The sequence below is a fragment of the Rhodococcus sp. P4_B6 genome (assembly GCF_056402215.1).
Genome location: NZ_JBFUHV010000003.1, coordinates 138,563 through 158,745 on the forward strand (window position 1 = coordinate 138,563; position 20,183 = coordinate 158,745).

14 protein-coding genes and 4 pseudogenes are annotated in these 20,183 nt (G+C 64.1%); 15 read left to right on the forward strand and 3 right to left on the reverse strand.

The genetic code is table 11. The features are described 5' to 3' along the window. Nucleotides 1–129 precede the first annotated feature (129 nt). On the reverse strand, nucleotides 130–942 hold the full coding sequence (locus AC1DWT_RS02380) for a helix-turn-helix domain-containing protein (RefSeq protein WP_477919543.1): 813 nt from the start codon (nucleotides 940–942) through the stop codon (nucleotides 130–132). Between the two features lie 376 nt (nucleotides 943–1,318). Here AC1DWT_RS02380 and AC1DWT_RS02385 point away from each other — a divergent pair. The 9 genes and pseudogenes from AC1DWT_RS02385 to AC1DWT_RS02425 form a co-directional block, all read left to right on the forward strand. Continuing rightward, a pseudogene (locus AC1DWT_RS02385) lies at nucleotides 1,319–1,516 on the forward strand (Tn3 family transposase); the annotation flags it as partial. Between the two features lie 1,486 nt (nucleotides 1,517–3,002). Continuing rightward, nucleotides 3,003–4,157, forward strand: coding sequence for a sugar ABC transporter substrate-binding protein (locus tag AC1DWT_RS02390; RefSeq protein ID WP_477919545.1), 1,155 nt, complete (start codon nucleotides 3,003–3,005; stop codon nucleotides 4,155–4,157). Nucleotides 4,158–4,323: 166 nt separating this feature from the next. Beyond that, entirely contained in the window at nucleotides 4,324–5,376 is a 1,053-nt protein-coding gene (locus tag AC1DWT_RS02395; RefSeq protein WP_143548864.1) for a WD40/YVTN/BNR-like repeat-containing protein, read from the forward strand. A gap of 70 nt (nucleotides 5,377–5,446) precedes the next feature. Continuing rightward, entirely contained in the window at nucleotides 5,447–5,878 is a 432-nt protein-coding gene (locus AC1DWT_RS02400) for a cupin domain-containing protein (protein WP_095860537.1), read from the forward strand. Between the two features lie 33 nt (nucleotides 5,879–5,911). Beyond that, nucleotides 5,912–6,190 (forward strand): YciI family protein, encoded by a 279-nt coding sequence (locus AC1DWT_RS02405; RefSeq protein ID WP_143548865.1) that lies wholly within the window; start codon nucleotides 5,912–5,914, stop codon nucleotides 6,188–6,190. 88 nt (nucleotides 6,191–6,278) lie between these two features. Then, the gene (locus tag AC1DWT_RS02410; RefSeq protein ID WP_477919548.1) at nucleotides 6,279–6,806 is read left to right on the forward strand and encodes a VOC family protein; all 528 of its coding nucleotides are present in this window, start codon (nucleotides 6,279–6,281) and stop codon (nucleotides 6,804–6,806) included. An 89-nt stretch (nucleotides 6,807–6,895) separates the two neighbouring features. After that, nucleotides 6,896–7,177 (forward strand): annotated as a pseudogene (locus AC1DWT_RS02415) (peptide transporter); the annotation flags it as partial. Between the two features lie 136 nt (nucleotides 7,178–7,313). Continuing rightward, nucleotides 7,314–7,457 (forward strand): hypothetical protein, encoded by a 144-nt coding sequence (locus tag AC1DWT_RS02420; RefSeq protein ID WP_179377502.1) that lies wholly within the window; start codon nucleotides 7,314–7,316, stop codon nucleotides 7,455–7,457. Continuing rightward, nucleotides 7,400–7,693: pseudogene (locus tag AC1DWT_RS02425) on the forward strand (DUF4193 family protein); the annotation flags it as partial. The gene AC1DWT_RS02420 and the pseudogene AC1DWT_RS02425, both read left to right, overlap by 58 nt. Before the next feature lie 345 nt (nucleotides 7,694–8,038). On the opposite strand, the pseudogene AC1DWT_RS02430 reads toward AC1DWT_RS02425, so the two are convergent. Continuing rightward, nucleotides 8,039–8,320: pseudogene (locus tag AC1DWT_RS02430) on the reverse strand (hypothetical protein); the annotation flags it as partial. Nucleotides 8,321–8,703: 383 nt separating this feature from the next. Between AC1DWT_RS02430 and AC1DWT_RS02435 the strand changes: the two are divergent. Next, the gene (locus tag AC1DWT_RS02435) at nucleotides 8,704–11,985 is read left to right on the forward strand and encodes a protein kinase domain-containing protein (RefSeq protein WP_477919550.1); all 3,282 of its coding nucleotides are present in this window, start codon (nucleotides 8,704–8,706) and stop codon (nucleotides 11,983–11,985) included. Between the two features lie 149 nt (nucleotides 11,986–12,134). Here the strand turns inward: AC1DWT_RS02435 and AC1DWT_RS02440 are convergent, their stop codons facing one another. After that, a complete protein-coding gene (locus AC1DWT_RS02440; RefSeq protein ID WP_095860545.1) occupies nucleotides 12,135–13,601 on the reverse strand; it encodes an aspartate ammonia-lyase in 1,467 nt (488 codons plus the stop codon). A gap of 609 nt (nucleotides 13,602–14,210) precedes the next feature. Here AC1DWT_RS02440 and AC1DWT_RS02445 point away from each other — a divergent pair. From AC1DWT_RS02445 to AC1DWT_RS02465, 5 genes are all read left to right on the forward strand, one after another. Further along, complete coding sequence (locus tag AC1DWT_RS02445; RefSeq protein ID WP_095860546.1) at nucleotides 14,211–14,864, forward strand: GntR family transcriptional regulator; 654 nt, start codon at nucleotides 14,211–14,213, stop codon at nucleotides 14,862–14,864. Nucleotides 14,865–15,206: 342 nt separating this feature from the next. Next, entirely contained in the window at nucleotides 15,207–16,241 is a 1,035-nt protein-coding gene (locus AC1DWT_RS02450) for an extracellular solute-binding protein (RefSeq protein WP_477919551.1), read from the forward strand. 128 nt (nucleotides 16,242–16,369) lie between these two features. Then, a complete protein-coding gene (locus AC1DWT_RS02455; RefSeq protein WP_477919552.1) occupies nucleotides 16,370–17,134 on the forward strand; it encodes an ABC transporter permease in 765 nt (254 codons plus the stop codon). After that, nucleotides 17,131–17,943 carry an ABC transporter permease gene (locus AC1DWT_RS02460; protein ID WP_179377507.1) on the forward strand — a complete coding sequence of 271 codons (813 nt, stop codon included), beginning with the start codon at nucleotides 17,131–17,133 and terminating at the stop codon, nucleotides 17,941–17,943. The genes AC1DWT_RS02455 and AC1DWT_RS02460 overlap by 4 nt, the downstream gene beginning before the upstream one ends. Continuing rightward, on the forward strand, nucleotides 17,940–19,067 hold the full coding sequence (locus AC1DWT_RS02465; protein ID WP_477919553.1) for an ABC transporter ATP-binding protein: 1,128 nt from the start codon (nucleotides 17,940–17,942) through the stop codon (nucleotides 19,065–19,067). Before AC1DWT_RS02460 ends, AC1DWT_RS02465 begins: the two co-directional genes overlap by 4 nt. Nucleotides 19,068–20,183 lie beyond the last annotated feature (1,116 nt).

The following is a 20,183-nucleotide window of genomic DNA, read 5'->3' on the forward strand; positions in this document are numbered from 1 at the left end:
CGCATCTCCTTCGCGTCCAGTGGCAGTACCTCGTGGCGATGGTCGCCGCAATCGCACTGCCGGTGCTGACGATCTTGCGACCTGCGATACCTGACAGGAAGAACCGAAGCGGGAGTAGTACCGGCACTGTCACCCTCGCGGCCCGAGCCGACACAGAGCCTGCTCCGCGTCGCTGCCGGGGACGGCATGAAACACGACGATCGTCTGACGATCCGCTCCCACGACCGCCAGCTTGTTGTAATGCAGCGATACCTCACCGATCTGCGGATGCCGGAAACGTACGACGTCGCTCGGACGCAGGCCCGCGTCATGCCGGTCCCACAACTGTCGGAACCGTGAACTGCGGGTAGTCAGGTCGGCAATGAACTCCCCGACCACGGGGTCTTCGAGATCGTTGTTCGTCGCGATCCGGAGGCTGGCGACCGCATCCTCGGTCAGTATGTTCCAGTCCACCAGCAGCTCTCGCGCGTCCGGATCCAGAAAGAGTCTACGCAGTTGGTTGCTGCCCCGATGAAACATCGGCGACAGTGCTTCGGCCGATGGGTTCGAGCACAGCACGTCGCGCATTCTCCCCAGCACGTATGCAGGAGCTGAGATCCGCCGAACTACCTGCTCGATCCCCGGGGCCACAAGCTCACGTAGGCGGATCCGGTGCGCGGATTCGTCGGATCGGCCGAGCTTGAGCAAGTACTGGGCCGCTTCGTCGTCCAACTGGAGTGCATGGGCGAGTCCGCGTAGCACGTCCGGTGACGGATGCCGGTCACGCCCCTGTTCCAGCCGGACGTAGTACACCACGCTGATGCCCGCCAGTTGTGCCAACTCTTCGCGGCGCAGACCCGGTACCCTACGGCGTCCGCTATCGGTAATTCCCGCAGCATCTGGGCTGACCAATGCACGTCGAGCGCGCAGGTACTCACCCAGCCTGCTCCCGTTCTCCACCACAGGCCGGACCTCCTCGGCGTCCCAAACGGAACCTGTCGGCAAGCATGCACACCGCTGAAACGCTTGAAACGCGGACGATCCGGTACTCAGTGCAACGCTCGATCGTCAGTCGCGGGCTCGTCTCGAATCTCGGCGAACAGCGCGACACCGCAGCCGGATCCGTCTCGGCGAAGGACGAGCGAGGTTGAGTCGTTTGAGCTGCACCGGCGTAGCCGTCGAACTCACGCGAGCAATTTCTAGCCGCTATCAGTAATTATGTCAAGTACTCACTACAAAGCTGCCTGCGAGTGCAACCATCACCGCCGTCGCAGGCGCGGGACACGATCCGACGCGCTGACGGACGGTCGACCAGATCCACCATCTGGTGTACACCCGGTTGGCGACGGCGCCGACCGTTTCGCTGCTGATTGAGCTGAACAAACGCACCGGCTACCTGGACTGCTTCGCCCACGCCGGCGGCAAAGCAGGCCCGCGGCTCCGAGTGGAAACACAACCTGATCGAGGTGCTGCTCGCCTCCCCAATCTGGGCCTGACCCGGATGGTGGAGGCGTCGGGGATCTCCGACGACATCCTAGTCTAAGGCCAGGTCAGTGGCGGCGTGGCCGGTTCTTGAGGTCAAGTTTATGGTGCATTGGGTCACGTTCGACTGCTTGATGCTGCATGCGCGAGTTGCGCTGTGGCGGTGAGGTTGTCGACGGCGGTGCGGTACGCGGTGGCAGCCGATCGGAGGTGACCGGGAGTGGTTGTCGGGGTGGCGAGTTCGGCCAGGCCGGTGGGCAGGATCCGGTCATGGACTCAGGTAAGGAACTTCACGGTGTCGAGTCCGTGGTTGGTGACCAGGTAGCAGTGGGTGCCGGCGATCCGGGTCATCAGGCTGCGGGTCGTGAGCCGACATGCGCCCGACTCGCTGTGATCGGGTCGACGCCCTCCCGTTCGCACATCTCCAGGGACTCGGCAAGCCCCCGGGCGTAGGCGTCGATCGTCCGAGGCGCCCGCCCGAGATCGGTCCACACCCGCAGCCACGCGGTCGCCTGCACATGCCTGCCCAGCACCGGTCACTTCTCTTTCACCACCAGCATGCCGCTCAAGCCATCTCCTCAGTTCCGTGGTCAACACCGAGGAGGCATGATATCCGCAGGGCCAGATTCCACGTAACTTTAATGCTCGAGCTGCAGATGTATGGACGCGCCAACCTCGACCTGCTCCGCAAACGTGTCCTACACGACGGATAGTCAAGCGCCCCATAGGAATCATGACGACCGCGTTGGATCCAGTTTCAGCGAGCGGCGTCAGTGTGGAGAACAGTTCGCTCAGTGCCTGCGCAGTGCGCTGTTTCGAGGGGTACTGGCCCATGTAGAGATACACGATAACCGCGAGGATTCGCGGACTGTACTGGACTGGGGGCATTCACCCAGGTCGGGGCATCGGCGCTGTTATCGGTGCCGCACGCACGGTGCCGGGCCACCGGTTGGTGCTCGGTGACACGGATGGTGGTCGGGGGCAGGTCGAACACCTGCCGGCCGGCGGGCCACTCCCGCATCGGGTGTCCCGGCAAGTCCAGTGCCGCAACTTCTTGTCCACGTGGATGTTCGCCTGGTCGATCCCCGCCTTCGTGAGCGCGTCGATCTGCCGCGCGAGGTGCTGCCTGCTCGTCGACACCCGTGAGTTCCCCAATTCCTGTGGATTTGGCGTGATTCTGTGTACTGCAAATGGCTTGGTTGTCGTGGTATTCGATAGCGCCGAGGCGAGGAAGTAGCCCCAGGGACGACCACAGGAGGTGCGGGGCCGATCTCCTCGCCGCTAGGACCTATTCACTGTCGTGGATGGTTGTCGATACTGACAAAGCCCTGGAGCCTTCCGCGCCGAGTGAGTGGTTATGTCCAAGCGCTGGGCGGACGGATCAGGGGATCGGCACCGGCACTTCATATCTCAGGTATCGAGTCGCAAGTTCAAGCCTGGAAGGCAGTGGTTAGTAAATGCTTGACATCATAGTACGGCCGTCGTTAATGTGACCGAAACCACACCGGGCGATGCTCAGAGCAGCCTCAAAGGAGCCCTCAGTGAATACTCGATTCCGACGGTCGCTGCTTGCAGCCACCGCACTCCTCCTGGTCGGCACGGCCGCCTGCGGCGGCAAAGGTGACAGCTCGCGCAGCGATCCCACTCCGCAGATGAACGATGCCACTTCGCAGATAAACGTCGACGAGGCCGAACACGCCGTCGCGGCGCTGTCGATGCCACCGGACATCGGCTACAACCCTGGTCCGCTAAAGAGCAGGCCGGTCGGGAAGAAGATCGCCGTCATCCTTCCCACGACTGCACGATCCGCCGCCAACGAGCCCGTGTGGGAGAGGCTCGGCAAGGAGCTCGGATTCAATCTGTGGATCCGCCAGGTCGGCACCTCCGCCGAGGACATGGCCGACGTGATGAATGAGGTTGCAGACGACTCCTCGATCGTCGGTGTCTATGTCAACAGTCGCGATCCCAGCCTGTGGCAGTCGCAGTTCGACAAGATCTCGGCTCGCGGAACCCCGATCGTCTTGAGCTCGATCACCGATGACCCCAAGTGGACCAGCAAGTCCGTCAACATCCAGTCGGCGGACCGTGTGGTCAAGAACATCTCCGGCTACGCGGCTGACTGGATGGTGGCGGACAGCGGCGGCAAGGGCTCGTCGGTGGTCTTCACCATTCCCGTCCAGCCGGCGTTGGACAAGGTCGCGGACGCCTACTCCAGTCGGATCGAGGAATCGTGTCCGGGCTGCTCGGTCGACCGCGTGAACATCAAGGGCTTCGACTCGATCGGCAAGGACCTTCCCGGATCGGTCGTCAGCTATCTCCAGGCCCATCCCAACGTGAAGTATGTCTTCATGGCCTTCGGGGACATGACGATCGGCGTCCCCGATGCTCTCCGCGCGATCGGCATGAGCGACGTCAAGCTCTACTCCCAGTCGGCTGGGCGCACGAACATCCAATACCTCAGGGATGGCCTTCAGGCCGCCGACTTCGCCTACAGCAACCAGCTGCTGATCTATGTGGGCCTCGACGCGCTGGCTCGCGGCACGCAGGGCGAGTCCATGGAGGTGGCGGACAAGTGGATGATGCCGGCACAACTGCTGACTCCGGAGAACGTCAGCTCGGCGAAGGTGAACCAGGACGGATCTCTCGATGTCGCTGATACCGAAGCCTTCTTCATAAATTTGTGGGGAATCGAGTAGCACCGAAGGCGAGCCCGTATGGCGAGAACGACGTCGCCGGCAACCGGGAGGGCATCACCGATGTCCAGTTGCGCCCGCCGCGGACCGAACCTCTCGGACCCGATCCAGAACCCTCCTCACCCATCCGCAAGAACGCGTTGCACTCGACACAGAAGCAGGAGATGACATGTCTGACTTCACCATCTGTATTGGATCGACCGGGGGCGGCCTATGGGCCAGCCACGATTCGGGCCGGAACTGGAACCTCAGCACCTGCGACGATCCCGCGCAGCCGTACGAGCTCGACTGCCGAGCGATGGTCGTCGCCCCGGACGATCCGCGCGTCGTGTGGGCCGCGATCGAGGGCGAAGAACATGAAGACGTGATCGCTCGCAGCACGGACCTCGGCGACACCTACCAGCGCGTCAAGGTGCCCGTCAACGGCCGACAGGTCTGGTCCCTTGCCATCAGCCCCCATGATCCAAAGCTGATCTTCGCAGGAACCAGGCCTGCCGGGCTGATCCGGAGCACCGACGGCGGGGAGACCTGGTCGGAGATGCCTATCGGTGCCGCGAAGGTCTGCAGCGCCGGGAAGACCCGACTGCTGAGCCTGACGTTCACTGACGTACCCGGCGAGCTCTATGCCGGTATCGAGATCGACGGCATCTACTTCACGAAGGACAACGGCGAGACCTGGACTCGCTTCGAGACCACCGGTGGGCGTGCCCTGCTCGGCGACGACGAGGTCTGGAAGGAGGACCGCCCCGCGGACATCCACGCCGTAACCCACTCGACCACCACGCAGGGGCATCCCGCACTGTCCGTCGCCATGCCCATCGGCTACTTCCGGACCGAGGACCTCGGGAAGAGCTGGTACCAAACACGGTTCCCCGAGAAGGACCGCTTCGACAAGGGCATGTTCTACGCGCGGTCGATCGCGACCAAGGTGGACGACCCTACGGTCGTATTCGTCGGCGTGGGACGCCGGCCTCCGGAGCACGTGGTGCGCGGCGGAATCCTACGCAGCGACGACGGCGGCGACACCTGGGTGCCGGTCAGCCCGGTCCTTCGCTCGGAGGTATGGGCCATGGCGAGTCACCCGGACATGCCCGACACGATGGTCGCGATCACCCTCAACGGACAGGTTCTGGTGACGACGGACGGCGGCCTGGTGTGGGAGCTGATCGATCACGAGTTCGGAGAGACCCGGGCGCTCGCCATCACGCCCTTGGTGTCGTGAAGGCCACCCCTGGTACGAGTCCGATGAAATTCCGAGCAACCCCCGAGAACAAGACCTGTGGAGAGATGAAATGACTGCCAGCACCGAATGCACCGTGTTCAAGTACACCCAGAAGGAGACCGGACGGAGGAAGGCCGCTCACGTCCTGTGCCGCTCCGACATCGTCTTCGCCGCGGTCCAGGTCGTCCGGTCCGGCGGCGAGACGAACCTCCACTCGCACGGAAAGCTGGACGGCTTCTGGTTTGTGCTGCGCGGAGCGGCCCGCTTCTACACCACCGACGACGAGGTGCTCGCGGAGCTCAGCGCCGAGGAGGGGATCCTCATTCCTCGGGGATACCCATACTGGTTCGAGAGCGTGGGCAGTGAGGTCCTCGAGCTGCTGCAGGTCGAGGCGTCCGTGACCCAGTACGACACGGTCAGGGGATTCGGCGAGGACCGGACCGACTACACGCCTCGAACAACCCGTGACAGCGACGTCATGGTGCTGAAGGACGAGGCGTAGACGAATGCCGGGCCAGAGCGAGGGGAACTGACGATGGCTGCAATGTTCATGGTGGTCTCCACCTGGGGTGAGCTAAGCCGCAAGGACGAGCTTCAGGCCGCGGAAACGGCGACAATCGCCCGCCTGCAGCGGGAGGGATTCATCGTCCAAGGGTTCCAGAGGAGCGACGGTGGCGGTGGTTTCACAGTGGTCGTGGAGCAGAGTCTCGAGGCGGCGCAGGCGCGGCTCCGCGAGCTTCCCTTCGTCCAGAACGGTGTGCTTCGTCTCGATCTTTTCGCGGTGACTCCGCGCGCCCAGCCCACGGCTGGATGAAGCCACCTGGCCTCGTGGAGCGAATTCGCCCGCGAGGTCATCTCGCAGACTCCTTCGACAACCCCATTGACCTTGAGCAGGAGGCGCAGTGCAGTTTCGTTTCAATCACATCGGCATCACTGTGAGTGATCTCGACAAGTCGGTCGAGTTCTACCGCACGCTGTTCGGCCTACCGCCAGGACTCTATGTCGACATCCTCGCCGAGGACGCGTCCGCGGACGGCCAGGGCCGCGTTCAGCGGGTGGCCTTCGTTCCGATCGGGGAGACCGGCCTGATCGAGCTGCACGAGTTCACCCCGACGCGAGAGGCGCTAGGCGGTGGTCTCGAGAACACCGGGTATGCGTACCTGTCCTTCGACGTCGACGATCTCGAAGCCGAGTACGACCGGCTGGTGAAGCTCGGAGTCGACATCATGGCGTCACTCAGGGAGATCTACGTCGAGGCTCCCGACGGGAGTGAGACACCACGCTGGCAGAAGGTCTGCGACGTGCGCGACCCAGACGGAAAGCGCGTAGAGCTGGTCGAGAACGACACACGCCTCCAGACCCCGGCCATCAACCATGCTGCTCGGCAGGGACTGGCCCGGCCCGATCATCCCTACGTCGTCCGCGTCTGAGCCCGGGTGGTGGCGTGCTGGTGCACGCGGTTGAACGGCGAGTCCACGCTGACCATCCAGTCGATGTCGCCAGCGGCATCGGCGGCAGGCAGGAAAAGATCGGGCTCGCCCGGTGGGTGGTGATCAACGGGTACCGGTGCCTGGCCGCCGCCGAAAACTTCGGCCGCCCAACCTCGATATCGTCGTCAAGGACGAGGTCGCCATGGACCGGGTGACCCTGCTCGCGGCGGCGGTCATCGGAAACGTCGGCCGCCGCGACTTCGACGTCATCGAAGAGGCCAAGGCCGTCGAACTCCTGATCGGTGAATGCGACCGTCGAGAAGGCCGCCATGACACTCGCAAAGTCCAAGGGATGGATCTCTCAACGCCGAGGCCAACGTTGCCTGGTACACGACGTTCTTCGGCCGCCCTGCCGACCGTCGCCTACCCGACCTCTCCGAATGGCAGCTCACCGGTGACGCGGCGCTGCAACTGGTACTCGACCCGTACGGCGCCGGCAGCTCGACGGTGGCGCTCGCCGTAGACGGCATGGACGGCGTCCTCGCCGACCTCGAGCACCACGACATCATCCCGGAGATGATCATCGACGGGACAGCGACGATCACCGACCCCGCCGGCAACCGGATCAGAATTACGGCGCATCACCCGTAGTCCCTCGAACAGCTGACCACCGGCCGGAAAGACACCAGTCCCCCGCCGTGGACGTCGAGGACACCGACACCGCCGAATCCTTCGAACTTCCCGGCGCCGACCTGTCCGGTGAAGAACTCACCGTCCGCGTCATCCCCAAGCACGCCGACGAATTCACCTGCACCAGTTGCTTCCTCGTCCATCACCGCAGCCGCCTCGCCGACCCCGCGCAGCGGATGTGCCGCGACTGCGCCTGAAACGTCGGAATATCCGCGGACCCGCACGTGTCCACGAGAAACGGTGCAATCCTCCGGGTGCGCTGATCTGCGCGGAGACCGCCACCGCCATGTATCACCTCATCGCACACACTCGACCCGCGCGATGCCTTCGTCTCACGGGCCCCGGCGGCCCGTAATGGAGGTGGTGGGGCGGGCGGGGCTACCGCCCCACCACCCGCACAACCCCACCATCACGGGGCATGACGATGCCACCGGCCACCCCGCTGGCCGTCGCCCCGGCTCGTAGCGAGGACAGTCTCATGCGCGGCCGAAGAGCTGCCGCACGCCGCCGTCCTCATCGACCGCATACGGCGCCATCCCCTACAGACCCAGAATCCGCTGAGGTGCCCGCACCGCAGCCTCCACCGAAAGAGGGTGGTCCCGAACGACCAATGCAAACGACACCGACTGATCCGGTTCGCTCGGCATCCGCCGCACGAGCTGCCCGATCGCGGTATCGACGTCTAACCCCGGCGCCTTGGACGCAGCCTTGACCTCGACGTAGAGCCGGCGGCCGTCCTTCTCGGCAACAATGTCCACAAAATCCACCTCGGTACGGACAGTCCATCCCTGAGACGACAACCACCCCGCGAAGTCCTCGACCACGCGGGCCTCATCACCTCTCATGCCGGACACGGTAAGCCTGAAACATCAATTCCGAACAACACAACAACGCAAGACACCACGAACTCATATCGTCCGCCAAAAGCGGTCATCCATGGCTGGACGACGCGTGCGGTACACCAGCGGTGCAGACGCCGTCTCGATCGCCAGGTGAGCGTGCGTCGGCGTGCCCAACTGGGGCGGCCATCGCGTGATTCCTCAAGGGCTACCGCGTTGACCGCGACATCCTCATACACGTCGAAAACGATGTCAGCGATATCCTTGAGAGCACGCCATAGAGGTAAATCCACGGTTGCATTTGCGCTGGTCGTGCCGTCGGGACCAGTGTGGGGAACCACGAGCCGACGGAGTGAGTAGACCGTCCGATGGGTGAAGGTGATCCGCTCGACACGCAGCGGTACCCGTCCTCCCCTGCCGCGGAGCTGGCAGGCACGGGCTTCGACGATGCCGAGGAGATCGGCCGCGGCGGTTTCGGCGTCGTCTACCGCTGCACCCAGGAGGACCTAGATCGCACGGTGGCGGTGAAGGTGCTCACCGTCGAACTCGACGAGGAGAACCGCGCTCGATTCTTCCGAGAACAGAGGGCGATGGGCCGGCTGACCGGGCACCCGAACATCGTCAACATTCTGCAGGTCGGTGCCACCGACAGCGGACTTCCCTACATCGTGATGCCGTATCACCCGCAGGATTCGCTCGACGTGTGGATCCGCCGTCACGGTCCGCTGCCGGTCGACGAGGCGCTGCGACTCGGTGTGAAGATGGCGGGCGCGGTGGAGACGGCGCACCGGCTCGGCATCCTGCATCGCGACGTCAAACCCGCGAACATCCTGCTCACCGATTACGGCGAACCGGAATTGACCGACTTCGGCATCGCCCACATCACCGGCGGCTTCGAGACCGCCACCGGCGCCGTCACCGGGTCCCCGGCCTACACCGCGCCCGAGGTCCTCGGCGGTGAACCACCGACACCGGCCGCCGACGTCTATGCCCTCGGCGCCACCCTGTTCAGTGCCCTCACCGGGCATGCCGCATTCGAGCGCCGCAGCGGTGAACAGGTCGTCGCCCAGTTCCTGCGGGTCACCACACAGGAGGTACCCGACCTGCGCGAGCACGGAATCCCGGACGACGTGTCCGAGGCGATCGCCCGCGCGATGTCCCGGACCCCCGATCAGCGCCCGGCTACCGCGGACTTCGGGAAACAGCTGCGCGGGCTGCAACGCGCCCACGGCTTCCCGGTCGACGAGATGGCCCTGCGCGCAGAACCCACCGCAGAGGTGGATGCGGAGATCACTGCTCGGGGACCTGTGTCGCGTGGCCTCCGACGGTCCACTACCCCCTCCACGCTGGGCGCGACGGGAAGTCTCCCCCTGGAATTGACCAGCTTCGTCGGCCGCCGACACGAACTCACCGAGGCGAAGAACCTGCTGACCGGGTCGCGACTAGTGACGCTGACCGGGATCGGGGGTGTTGGGAAGACCCGGCTGGCGATGCGGGTCACGTCCGCTGTGCAGCGCGACTACGCCGACGGTGTGCGCCTGGTCGAGTTGGGTGACCTGCGCGACGAGACATCGCTGGTCGACGCCATCGCCGGCGGGGTGGGGGTGCGGGACCATTCGGCGAGGCCGCTGCGCGAGGTCCTCGTGGAGCATCTGGCGGCACGGGAACTGCTGCTGGTGCTCGACAACTGTGAACACGTGGTGGACGCGGTCGCTGAACTCGTCGGCCTCCTGCTGCGGGTGTGTCCGCGGTTGCGGATTCTGGCTACCAGTCGCGAACCCCTGGTCATCGGCGGCGAGGCGGTGCTGCGGGTTCCCCCGCTGGCCGTCCCCGATCCCGAACGGAAGCCCTCCCTGCGCGGGTTGCCCAAATACGATGCGGCGACCCTGTTCGCCGAACGCGCCGCTGCTGCCGTTCCGGGGTTCGCGCTCACCGAGGACAATGCGGCGGCGGTGGCGGGGATCTGCCACCGCCTCGACGGGTTGCCGCTGCCGATCGAACTGGCGGCGGCCCGGTTGCGGGCGATGTCGCCCGAGCAGATCCTGGGGCGCCTCACCGACCGCTACACCCTGCTGACCCGCGGCAACCGGGGCGCGCCGACACGGCAACAGACCCTGCGGTTGTGTATCGACTGGAGTTTCGAATTGTGCACCGCCGGCGAGCAACTGGTGTGGGGTCGGCTGGCGGTGTTCGCGGGAAGCTTCGAACTCGATGCCGCGGAGCTGGTCTGCGGCGAGGGCCTCGACCCGGACGAGTTACTCGACACGGTGACGTCGTTGGTGGAGAAGTCGATCCTGATCCGGGAGGAGCACGGGTCGGTGGTGCGGTTCCGGATGCTCGAGACGCTCCGCGAATACGGCTACGAGAAACTCGAGCAGACCGGTGAGGCTGTGGCTGTGCGCCGCCGCCATCGGGACTGGTACGAGGCGTTGGCGCTCGATGCGGAGGCCGAGTGGATCAGCGCCCGCCAACTCGACTGGATCACCCGCCTGAAACGGGAACAACCGAACCTGCGGGAGGCCCTCGAATTCAGCGTCGACGACGATCCCGCCGCCGGACTGCGCACCGCCGCCGCACTCCGCTGGTTCTGGAGCTCCCAAGGCCTCCACAACGAGGGCCGGCGCTGGCTCGACCAACTGCTCGCCCGCCAGAGCGGCCCACCCACTCTCGATTGGGTCAAGGCACTCTACTTCGACAGCGTCATGGCGAATGTGCAGGGCGATCTCGAGGCCGGGACCGCGCTCGTCGAGGAGGCACGCACGCTCACCGCGCAGACCAGTGATCCGATGATGCGCGCGCTCGTTGCCGACGCGGAGGGCATGCTGGCCCTCTACAGGGGTGACCTCCCCCGCGCATGCTCTCACCTGGAAACCGCGCTCACGGCGTTCAGCGAACGCGGAGATCGCACGCTCGAAGTGGCCGCTCTGTACCCGTTGGGGTTGGCCTATGAACTGTCCGGCCTGACCGACCAGGCAATCGAATGCCACGAACGTGTTCTCGCGATCACGCAGATGCACGGCGAGAAGGTGTATCGATCGCATTCGCTGTGGGCCCTGGGAATTGCCGTGTGGCGACAGGGCGATACCGATCGCGCGGTCCGGCTTCTCGAACAATCGCTGGAGCTGACCGGGCAAGTGCACAGCCCCCGCTTTGCCGCAGCCTGCCTCGAGGCGCTGGCCTGGATCTCATGCCAGCGGCACGACCCGGCTCGGGCCGCAGTGCTGATGGGAGCTGCGGACGGGCTGGCGAAGTCGGTGGGCAGTGCCGCCGTCATCCACTCCACACTTCTTGTCTACCGAGAGGAATGCGCTCGGTCGGCCCGACAGACGCTCGGGGACAAAGCATTCGCAGCGGCCCACCGCAAGGGTGAACAGCTCGGCTTCGACGCGGCCATCGCCTACGCACGCCACGAACATCCGCCCCGCATCTCCGCACGCGACACCGGCGGGTCGACGCGGCTGACCAAGAGGGAACGCCAGGTCGCCGACCTGATCGCCGAAGGCCTGACCAATCAGGCCATCGCCGACCGCCTGGTGATCGCACCGCGCACCGCGCAAGGACATGTGGAGCACATCCTTGCCAAACTGGGCTTCACCTCCCGAACACGAGTCGCGGCCTGGGTCGTGGAGCAGGCACACGACGATGTGTAGGTGGCTAGGGATAGGATTCGCGGCACCAAAGTGGTGTGATGGCCAGTGGTACGTTCCCAAAATGCCGTGCGATTTAACGTTCCACTACCGCAATTCGATACGGACCGGCGCCATCGATGACCGTCCGGAACGCTCGGTCTGACACTGGTTCACTTGCTGCCTTTCCCTGACATGGTTTCCCGTGCTGCACTGGGCCGTGATGCGTAGGCCAACGTCACTGGGTTGAGGATGGCTGCCAATTCTTCCGGGCTGAGCAGGCCTTGTGACACCGCTAGGTCGGCCACCGCCTGCCCGCTCGACAGCGCATCAGCGGCGAGACGCGTGGCAGCCTCGTATCCGATGTGGGGGTTGAGAGCGGTCACCAGGCCGATGGAGCGCTGAACGTTGGAGCGCAAATACTCGACGTTGGCTGCGATTCCGGGCACGCAGAGTCTTGTGAGAGCGTCGCAACCCGCTGTCAGATGGTTAAGTGATTTGAACAGGCTATGGGCGATGATCGGCTCGAAGGCGTTGAGTTGCAACTGCCCGGCTTCGGCGGCCATGGTGATCGTGATGTCGTTGCCGATCACCTCGAACGCGATCTGGCTCACCACTTCGGGGATGACCGGATTGACTTTCCCAGGCATGATGCTTGAACCGGCCTGCACTGTCGGCAAAGTGATCTCACCCAAACCGATCCGAGGACCGGACGACAAGAGTCGCAGATCATTGCAGATCTTCGATAGCTTCACAGCGGTCCTCTTGAGGACACCCGACAACTGCACCAATGCGCCGACATCCTGGGTGGCTTCGACAAGGTCCGTCGCGGTCGACAACTCGAGCCCCGTTATCCGCCGCAGCTCGGCGCACACCTTAGCGGCGTAGTCGGGATGGGCGTTAAGTCCCGTGCCGATCGCTGTGCCCCCTAGGTTGATTTCGGAGATGAGGACCAGCGCTTCACTTAGCCGGGCGCTGTCTTCGTTGATCATCACAGCGAAGGTGCCGAACTCTTGTCCCAGTGTCATCGGGACGGCGTCTTGCAGCTGTGTCCGGCCCATCTTCAGGACGTCGGCGAATTCGGCTGCTTTGGAGCTGAATTCGACGGACAGCGCATCCATACCTCTGCGGAGTCGGGCTACGGCGAAGTGCAGTGCAACTTTCAGTGCCGATGGATACACGTCATTGGTGCTCTGCGACAGATTGACGTGTTCGAGCGGATGCAGGTATTCGTACTGGCCGCGTCGGTGCCCCAGGATCTCCAGTGCCCGGTTGGCGATCACTTCGTTGGCGTTCATGTTCGTCGATGTACCGGCGCCCCCCTGGATGGCGTCGACGACGAACTGCTCGTGATGGCGGCCGTGCTGGATCTCTTCGCACGCCTGCACGATGGCGACGCAGCATTGGTTATCGAGGAGGCCCAGTTCGTGGTTGGCCACCGCGGCTGCTTGCTTGACATAGGCGAGCGCTGACACGAGCTCGGTGTATCGGCTGATCGGGGTGCCGCTGATCGTGAAGTTTTCCAGCGCCCGCAGCGTGTGCACCCCATACAGTGCCTCGTCTGGTACCTCACGATCCCCGAGGAGATCGTGCTCGATACGAGTTCGGTCCGTAGCAGTGCTCACCGTGTATCCCTTCATCGTGTTTGTCGGCCCGGTCAGGCCTGGCCTCATCTGCACCGCTTCGGCGGAATGGCGACTTCGATTGCAAACCTGAAGTCCGTCGCTGCGCGGTCCGCAAGCAACTCGATCACCTGCGCCACTGTCCGCCATCCTAGCGACTAACTAGACAGCTAGACAACCAGGTTGGATGGTTCTATAGTTGTCGCTGTGAGTAGGAGCACGCGAGAGCTGCGTTGTCATCCTCGCGACGGACCGCGAAGGCTGGAGGAAAACACCCGCCCGACCAACGTCGACGCATGGGCGATTCGCGAACTCGCGTTCTCCGTAGCCGATGCTCATCCGAGCAGCCAATCAATCGAGGTAAGGCATGACTGTCAGTCCGCTGCGGAGTCCGGTGACCTCACTAGCACTGCAGCACTCGCCTACCGGGCCGCGGTAACGTGACGCCAGCCGCATCCACGAAGTCAGGATTCTCATCGTTGAACGCGCGGTCAGAACAAACCAGCGAGAACTCAGTGACTAGTTGCTCGGGCAGACCCCGTCCACCTACGCCCCGCACGTATTTCTCGACACCGAAGGCAGGGCAATGAACACATACAGACGGCAGGATTCTAGGATCGGTCATTGATGCAACCGGCAACGAAATTAGAGCGGACGAGCCTCGTAGACCAGGCCGTCGAACAACTGCGTAGTCAGATCATTGATGGGTCGCTGCCCCCGGGCACCCCATTGCCCGAGGGGCAGATCAGCGATTCGCTAGGAATCGCCCGACCTACCGTCCGCGAAGTGCTGCTGCGGCTGCAGAACGACGGCCTGGTCCAAAAGCAGGGCCGAGGGTTGCCACATGCTGTTACCCGCATCAGCCGTGAAGACCTCATCGATATCTTCACCGCACGGTTTCATCTCGAAGCGGCCGGCGCCCGATCATTCGACACCGCGACCGAGAACGCTCGCGAGGCGGTGGATCGAAGCCTCGAGGAGCTCGAGGCCGCGGTCGCCTCGTCCGACCGGCTCGCACAGGTTCGGCTCGACTCTCAATGCCATACCGCAGTTGTCGGCCTGACCGGTTCTCGACGATTGGTCGCCGCGCATACCCAGCTGTTGGTGGAGGCTCGACTGGCTGCGGTCACATCGCGCGGCGCCGATCGCGTCGTGGCCGTGGCCAACCACCGTGAGTTTGTCGACCTGCTTCGGGCAGGACAGACAGAAGCCGCCTGCAAGCAGCTCGAAGGGCGAATGAACGTTGCACGCGAGCGGGTCTTACAGAACCTCCCCGGCTGATCAACCGGGAGCAACAGTTCCGATACCTCATTCAACTCTGAGGACGACAACTGGCGATGGCGCATCTGCGCAGCTGGTAGCGCCCCTGTATCCACTCACGCACCCCTTCCTGACTGGGGTGAGCAACAGCCAACAATCCGTCGACTGCGAGTGCTTCACACGAAACACCTGATCGGACAAAGAAATGCCGACAACAGGGATACGACGTAGCGGCACCGCCACCAAGAGCAGGGTGGACATCCCGCTCCACGGGATCAGCGCGATCGAGGACCAAGAAACCACGTTCGCCCATCCTGCTTACATCTCGGAGGCGAGGCCGACGTGGTGAAGAAGCTCGCCCGCGTGGCACTCGCGCTCGGCGTCCTAACGACGCTAGTCGCGTGCGTATCGACGAGTACCAGCGACGGTGCAAATGGAGTGGATGTGGTACTCGTCGAGGGATTCGGCGCCGAGTACCAGGACCTTTTCGAGGAGCAGATCGCCAAGCCGTTCACAGAGGCAACCGGTATCCAGGTCAAGTATTCGGCAGGCGGGTCTGGCGCGGAACAGTACGCGGCCATCCGGGCCGCCAATGGCGACCCCGGTTTCGATCTCGCTGTGATGACCAGTCTCGAGCTATATCAGGGTAGCCGGGACGAGATGCTCACCCCGGTGACGCCGCAGCAGGTGCCGAATATGGCCCGCCTGCCGCAAAAACTGCTGAACAACACCTACGGCGTCGGCGCGATCCAGGACATCCAGCAGGTCGTGCTGATGTACAACCGCACGGCATTTCCACAGCCACCCACGAGCTGGGAGGTGCAATGGGATCCGCAATACCGCTCGGGTGCGCTGATCTTCAACCCAGCCAACATTCTCGGTGTCTACGCGCTGCTCACCGCCGCCGAGCTGGATGGCGGAGGAATCGACGACATAGATCCTGGGTTCGCCCGGACAGCGGAGCTGGCCCAGTATGCCCTCGCCACACCGACAAGGTCGGCCGAGGCGGTGCCGTTCATGGCGAAGGAAACCGCCACAGCCTTCCCATACCTGGATGGACGCGCCGCGATCTACTCCCACACCAACAACTACGACTTCACGGTTCCGCGTGAAGGAACGTATGCGTCACTGGGCTCCCTCGGTATCCCGGTCGGTGCCGCGCACAAGGATTCGGCCTACAAACTCATCGACTACTGGCTTTCCGACGAGGTGCAGCAGCGTTGGGCGCTTGCGTACAACGTCGGGCCCGCGATCACCGGTCTGCAGTTCTCCCCGGACTTCGCAGCCAAACACATCACGACTCCTGAGGCGCTGGAGGAGATCAAGATCGCCGATGCGGCAACTGTGGTGAAGAACCGCACCGAGTGGTCACAGCGGTGGGCGGAGGCCGTCCGGTGACAGCGATTGTGTCGTCCACCCCCACTCCTACGTCCAGGCGGTCGCCGACGCGTAGGCGTTCGGGGCTGCCGTGGTTGACGTTGCCCGCCACGGTTTGGGTCCTGGCAGTCTTCGCTATCCCGACCGCAATGCTGATAGCCAGCAGCGTGCTGACCTTCGACGGCGCGAAGGTCACGGGACCGCTCACCACCGCGAACTATACGAACCTGTTCGGCGATAACTACTTCTGGTCCGTGCTGTGGGACACCGTCTCGATCTCGGTCGTGGTGGGAGCAGTGTGCACGGCCGCAGGACTGCTGGTGGCGCATTTCATCGTCCGATCCGGGTCACGGTTCCGCACGCTCGTCCTGCTCGTCGTTGTCTCTCCCCTGGTGGCCAGCGTCGTGGTCCGTACCTATGGCTGGCTGGTGCTGTTGCAGGACGACGGGCTGGTCAACCAGATCCTGCTCTGGACCGGGCTTGCCGACTCACCGGTGGCGTTCATCGGGTCGAAGTTCGCGGTGATCGTCGGGCTCGTGCACGTGCTCCTGCCATTCGCGGTGTTCACCGCAATGGCGAGTGTGCAGAGCGTCGATCCTGTCCTCGAGCGCGCGTCCCGCGATCTCGGTGCCGGACCGGTCACCACGTTCTACCGGATCACACTGCCGCTGATCCGGCCCGGCCTGATCGCCGGTTTCATGCTCACGTTCGCGATCAGTCTCGGTGCGTATGCCGCGGCCGCAATCCTCGGCGGAGGACGAGTGCAAACGCTCGCAACCCTGGTTCGCGACCGCATGGTGGTCAGCCTCGAATGGGGGCAGGCCGCGGCGATCGCCGCGGTCATCCTCCTGATCAGTGCAATCACGGTCTCCGCGCTGGCGTGGGCCGGCCGCCGTTCATCGAAGGGGGCATGACGATGCGTTTCCATCCGTGGCTGATGCTGCGCACCGCGCTACTCGTGCTCGTACTCGCCTTCGTGACCGTGCCGATGCTCGTCGTGGTCTGGACCTCCATCCAGCCCGACATCTACCCCGCGTTTCCGCCCAGCGGGCTTTCCCTGCGCTGGTGGAGTTCCGCGCTCACCCCCGAGTGGCTCCTGCCCATGGCGCTGTCCGCCCAAATCGCGCTCGGTTCCGCGGCGTGCGCGGTCGTGGTGGGCTCAGCCGCAGCCTATGCCCTCGCCCGCGGACCGGCCCGCGGGCGCTCCCTCCTGGAAGGGTTCCTCGCCAGCCCACTACTGCTACCCGAAATTGTGATCAGCCTGTCCGTCGTTCAGCTGGTCTCACTCCTCAGCGCAAGAGAATTGATCGGTCCCACCCTGCTGGTCATAACCCACGTAACGATCGGTATCCCCTTCGTTCTGCGCACCGTGGGAGTCAGTCTGCTCGGTGTCAACCCGCTGTGGGAACGCGCGGCCCGTGACCTCGGTGCCTCGGCGTGGCGCACGTTCGCCACGATCACGCTCCCGATGATGAAGTCGGGGATGTTCGCGGGCGCACTGTTCGCCTTCATCGTGTCGTTCAACAACGTCGAGCTCTCCCTGTTCCTCACCACGCGCAATTCGAACACGCTGCCCATCCGACTACTGCAGTACATGGAGTACGAGTACTCGCCGACCCTCGCCTGTGTCGCGGTCACCAGCGTCGTCGGTATCTGTCTCATCACGGGCGTGGCATCTCGGTTCGTCCACTTGACCGAGTTCATCCACGGAGGTACCACGTGACCGCACACGTACGCGCCATCACGGAGGCAGCCACGCGAGCGAGCACCGGCGGCTCCGCCGTCGCGTTGCGTGGTATCCGTAAGGAATTCGGTTCGTCGGCGGCCGTCGACAACCTCGATCTCGACGTGCATCCCGGCGAATTCCTCACTCTGCTCGGCCCCTCGGGCTGCGGCAAGACGACAACCCTGAACATGGTGGCAGGCTTCCTGACGCCCGACGCCGGACGCATCCTTCTCGACGGCCAGGATGTCCACCACCTGCCACCGGATCGGCGCGACACCGCGATGGTCTTCCAGCAGTACGCCCTCTTCCCGCACCTGACCGTCGGCCAGAACGTCGGATACGGGCTGCGGATGCGTAAACGCCCGAAAGTGGAGATCCGCGAGCGCGTCTCGGACGCGCTCGATCGTGTCGGCCTCGCCGGGGCCCAGGATCGTCTGACCACTCAGCTGTCCGGCGGGCAGCAACAGCGCGTCGCCCTCGCCAGGGCGATCGTAGTGCGCCCGAAGGTACTACTGTTCGACGAGCCACTATCGAACTTGGATCTCAAGTTGCGCGAGCAACTCCGACTGGAAATCAAGCACCTGCAACGCGAACTCGGGATCACCTCGATTTTCGTCACCCATGATCAAACCGAGGCACTGGTGATGAGCGATCGGATAGCGGTGATGCGAGCCGGCCGGATCGAGCAACTCGGTACGCCCGAGACGATCTACCAGGAACCGGCGAACGCGTTCGTGGCCGGGTTCGTCGGACAGTCCAACCTGATCCCCGGCGTGTGTGTGGAGGTCGGGTCGGGTGAATGCCTCGTCCGACTGTCCACTACCGACACAGTGCATGCGCGACACTCCGGAGCGGTCGCAGCGGGTGACCCGGTCCACGTCCTGCTCAGGCCGGAGGCGCTCCGCCTGGGCGGTACGGATGCCGCGACGTCGATCGCGGGGCGGGTGGTCGAGGTCGTCAACGAAGGCAGTCTCGCCACCGTTGTCCTCGAGATCACCCCAGACATTCGGCTCCGGGTATCCGTGCCCGATCCAGGCGCGCTCAGCCTGCCCGCGCTCGGCAACGAGATCGACGTCACCGTTCCCCGGGGCGCCGCCCGCGCCCTACCCGCCGGCAACTAACAACCCCGCGTCTCGGCCGGAAATTGCAGAAAACCGCAACTTCAGCGACTGGTGAAGAACATCGAATCACCTATTCTTGGAACACTTTTCGAAAGGTCCCGAGGTTCAGTTCAGAATGAGAATGCCTGTCCTCGATCCACGCACATATCGGGACTAGAGCTGACCAATAACACCTCGGAGCCTGCGAACCCGCCAACCCCACCCGCACTCGGGAATCGAGTTGAGTGCGCACACAGTCGGTAGCTCGACAGTGAACCCATCTCACGCGGTTGGCCGTGCCGTATTCGACGATATGCTCTTCTCCACGCCATCACCGAGCACGCTCGGATCGGCGGACCGCTCGGCGAGTAAGAGGGCCGAACCGGCGAACGGTCCGCACCGACGCCGCGATCGCGCACTGGGCGAGGGACTGCGTGAGCACTCGATCATCGCCATTGACGAGCTTGTGGTCCTGGCGATGGACGGCGGCAGTTTCCGACCATCCCACCTCTGGCTTCGGATGGCGGTGGTGCCCGTGGTGCCGGCAGGCACCGCGATGCTCGCGCCGACCGCATCTCCGTGGAGCTCCCCCACCCTGGTGACCGCCACCGCTCACGGGTTCACGAACCGTGCGCGCAGAATGCGAACTCGACGTAATCCGATCGCAGGTGCATGGGCCGCCGCGGTCGGCCCTACGTGGTGTCGAGAACCAATCCCGATTACGGGATCCGGTCCATCGGAGCGGGCTCGATCGTCACCCAATTTTGTGGCGATCGACGCAAATTCGGTCGCGGCGAGCGGACAGGACGGATTGTGGACGGGGGTTGCAGGAGTACTCAACCGGACCGCGTGCCAGCTGGTCCGCCGGCTCGACGCTCGTTCACGCCTCCATCTGACGCGACCGGCGTCCTAGCGCCGTAGCCGGCGTTCCTCCCGACAACTCCCACCGGCGACTGATCTGCCTGAGACGTGCCCTCCGAATTGGTAGCCGACCTTGCACGCTCAGTTCTCGACCGGCGAGCCCGGCAGAATCACCCGCACCTTCGGCTCTCATTCGACGGCTTTACCTGCGAAGACACGGTCGGTGGGAGGCGGACTAAGCCGAGCCGAACCACAATGACAACCTAGTAACTAGAC

Excerpts from the sequence above, each read along its gene's own strand:
- AC1DWT_RS02395 (WP_143548864.1), top strand. The coding sequence starts at position 4,324 with ATGTCTGACTTCACCATCTGTATTGGATCGACCGGGGGCGGCCTATGG.
- AC1DWT_RS02440 (WP_095860545.1), bottom strand. The coding sequence starts at position 13,601 with ATGAAGGGATACACGGTGAGCACTGCTACGGACCGAACTCGTATCGAG.
- AC1DWT_RS02400 (WP_095860537.1), top strand. The coding sequence starts at position 5,447 with ATGACTGCCAGCACCGAATGCACCGTGTTCAAGTACACCCAGAAGGAG.
- AC1DWT_RS02435 (WP_477919550.1), top strand. The coding sequence starts at position 8,704 with ATGGGTGAAGGTGATCCGCTCGACACGCAGCGGTACCCGTCCTCCCCT.
- AC1DWT_RS02405 (WP_143548865.1), top strand. The coding sequence starts at position 5,912 with ATGGCTGCAATGTTCATGGTGGTCTCCACCTGGGGTGAGCTAAGCCGC.
- AC1DWT_RS02460 (WP_179377507.1), top strand. The coding sequence starts at position 17,131 with ATGACGATGCGTTTCCATCCGTGGCTGATGCTGCGCACCGCGCTACTC.
- AC1DWT_RS02445 (WP_095860546.1), top strand. The coding sequence starts at position 14,211 with ATGCAACCGGCAACGAAATTAGAGCGGACGAGCCTCGTAGACCAGGCC.
- AC1DWT_RS02455 (WP_477919552.1), top strand. The coding sequence starts at position 16,370 with ATGCTGATAGCCAGCAGCGTGCTGACCTTCGACGGCGCGAAGGTCACG.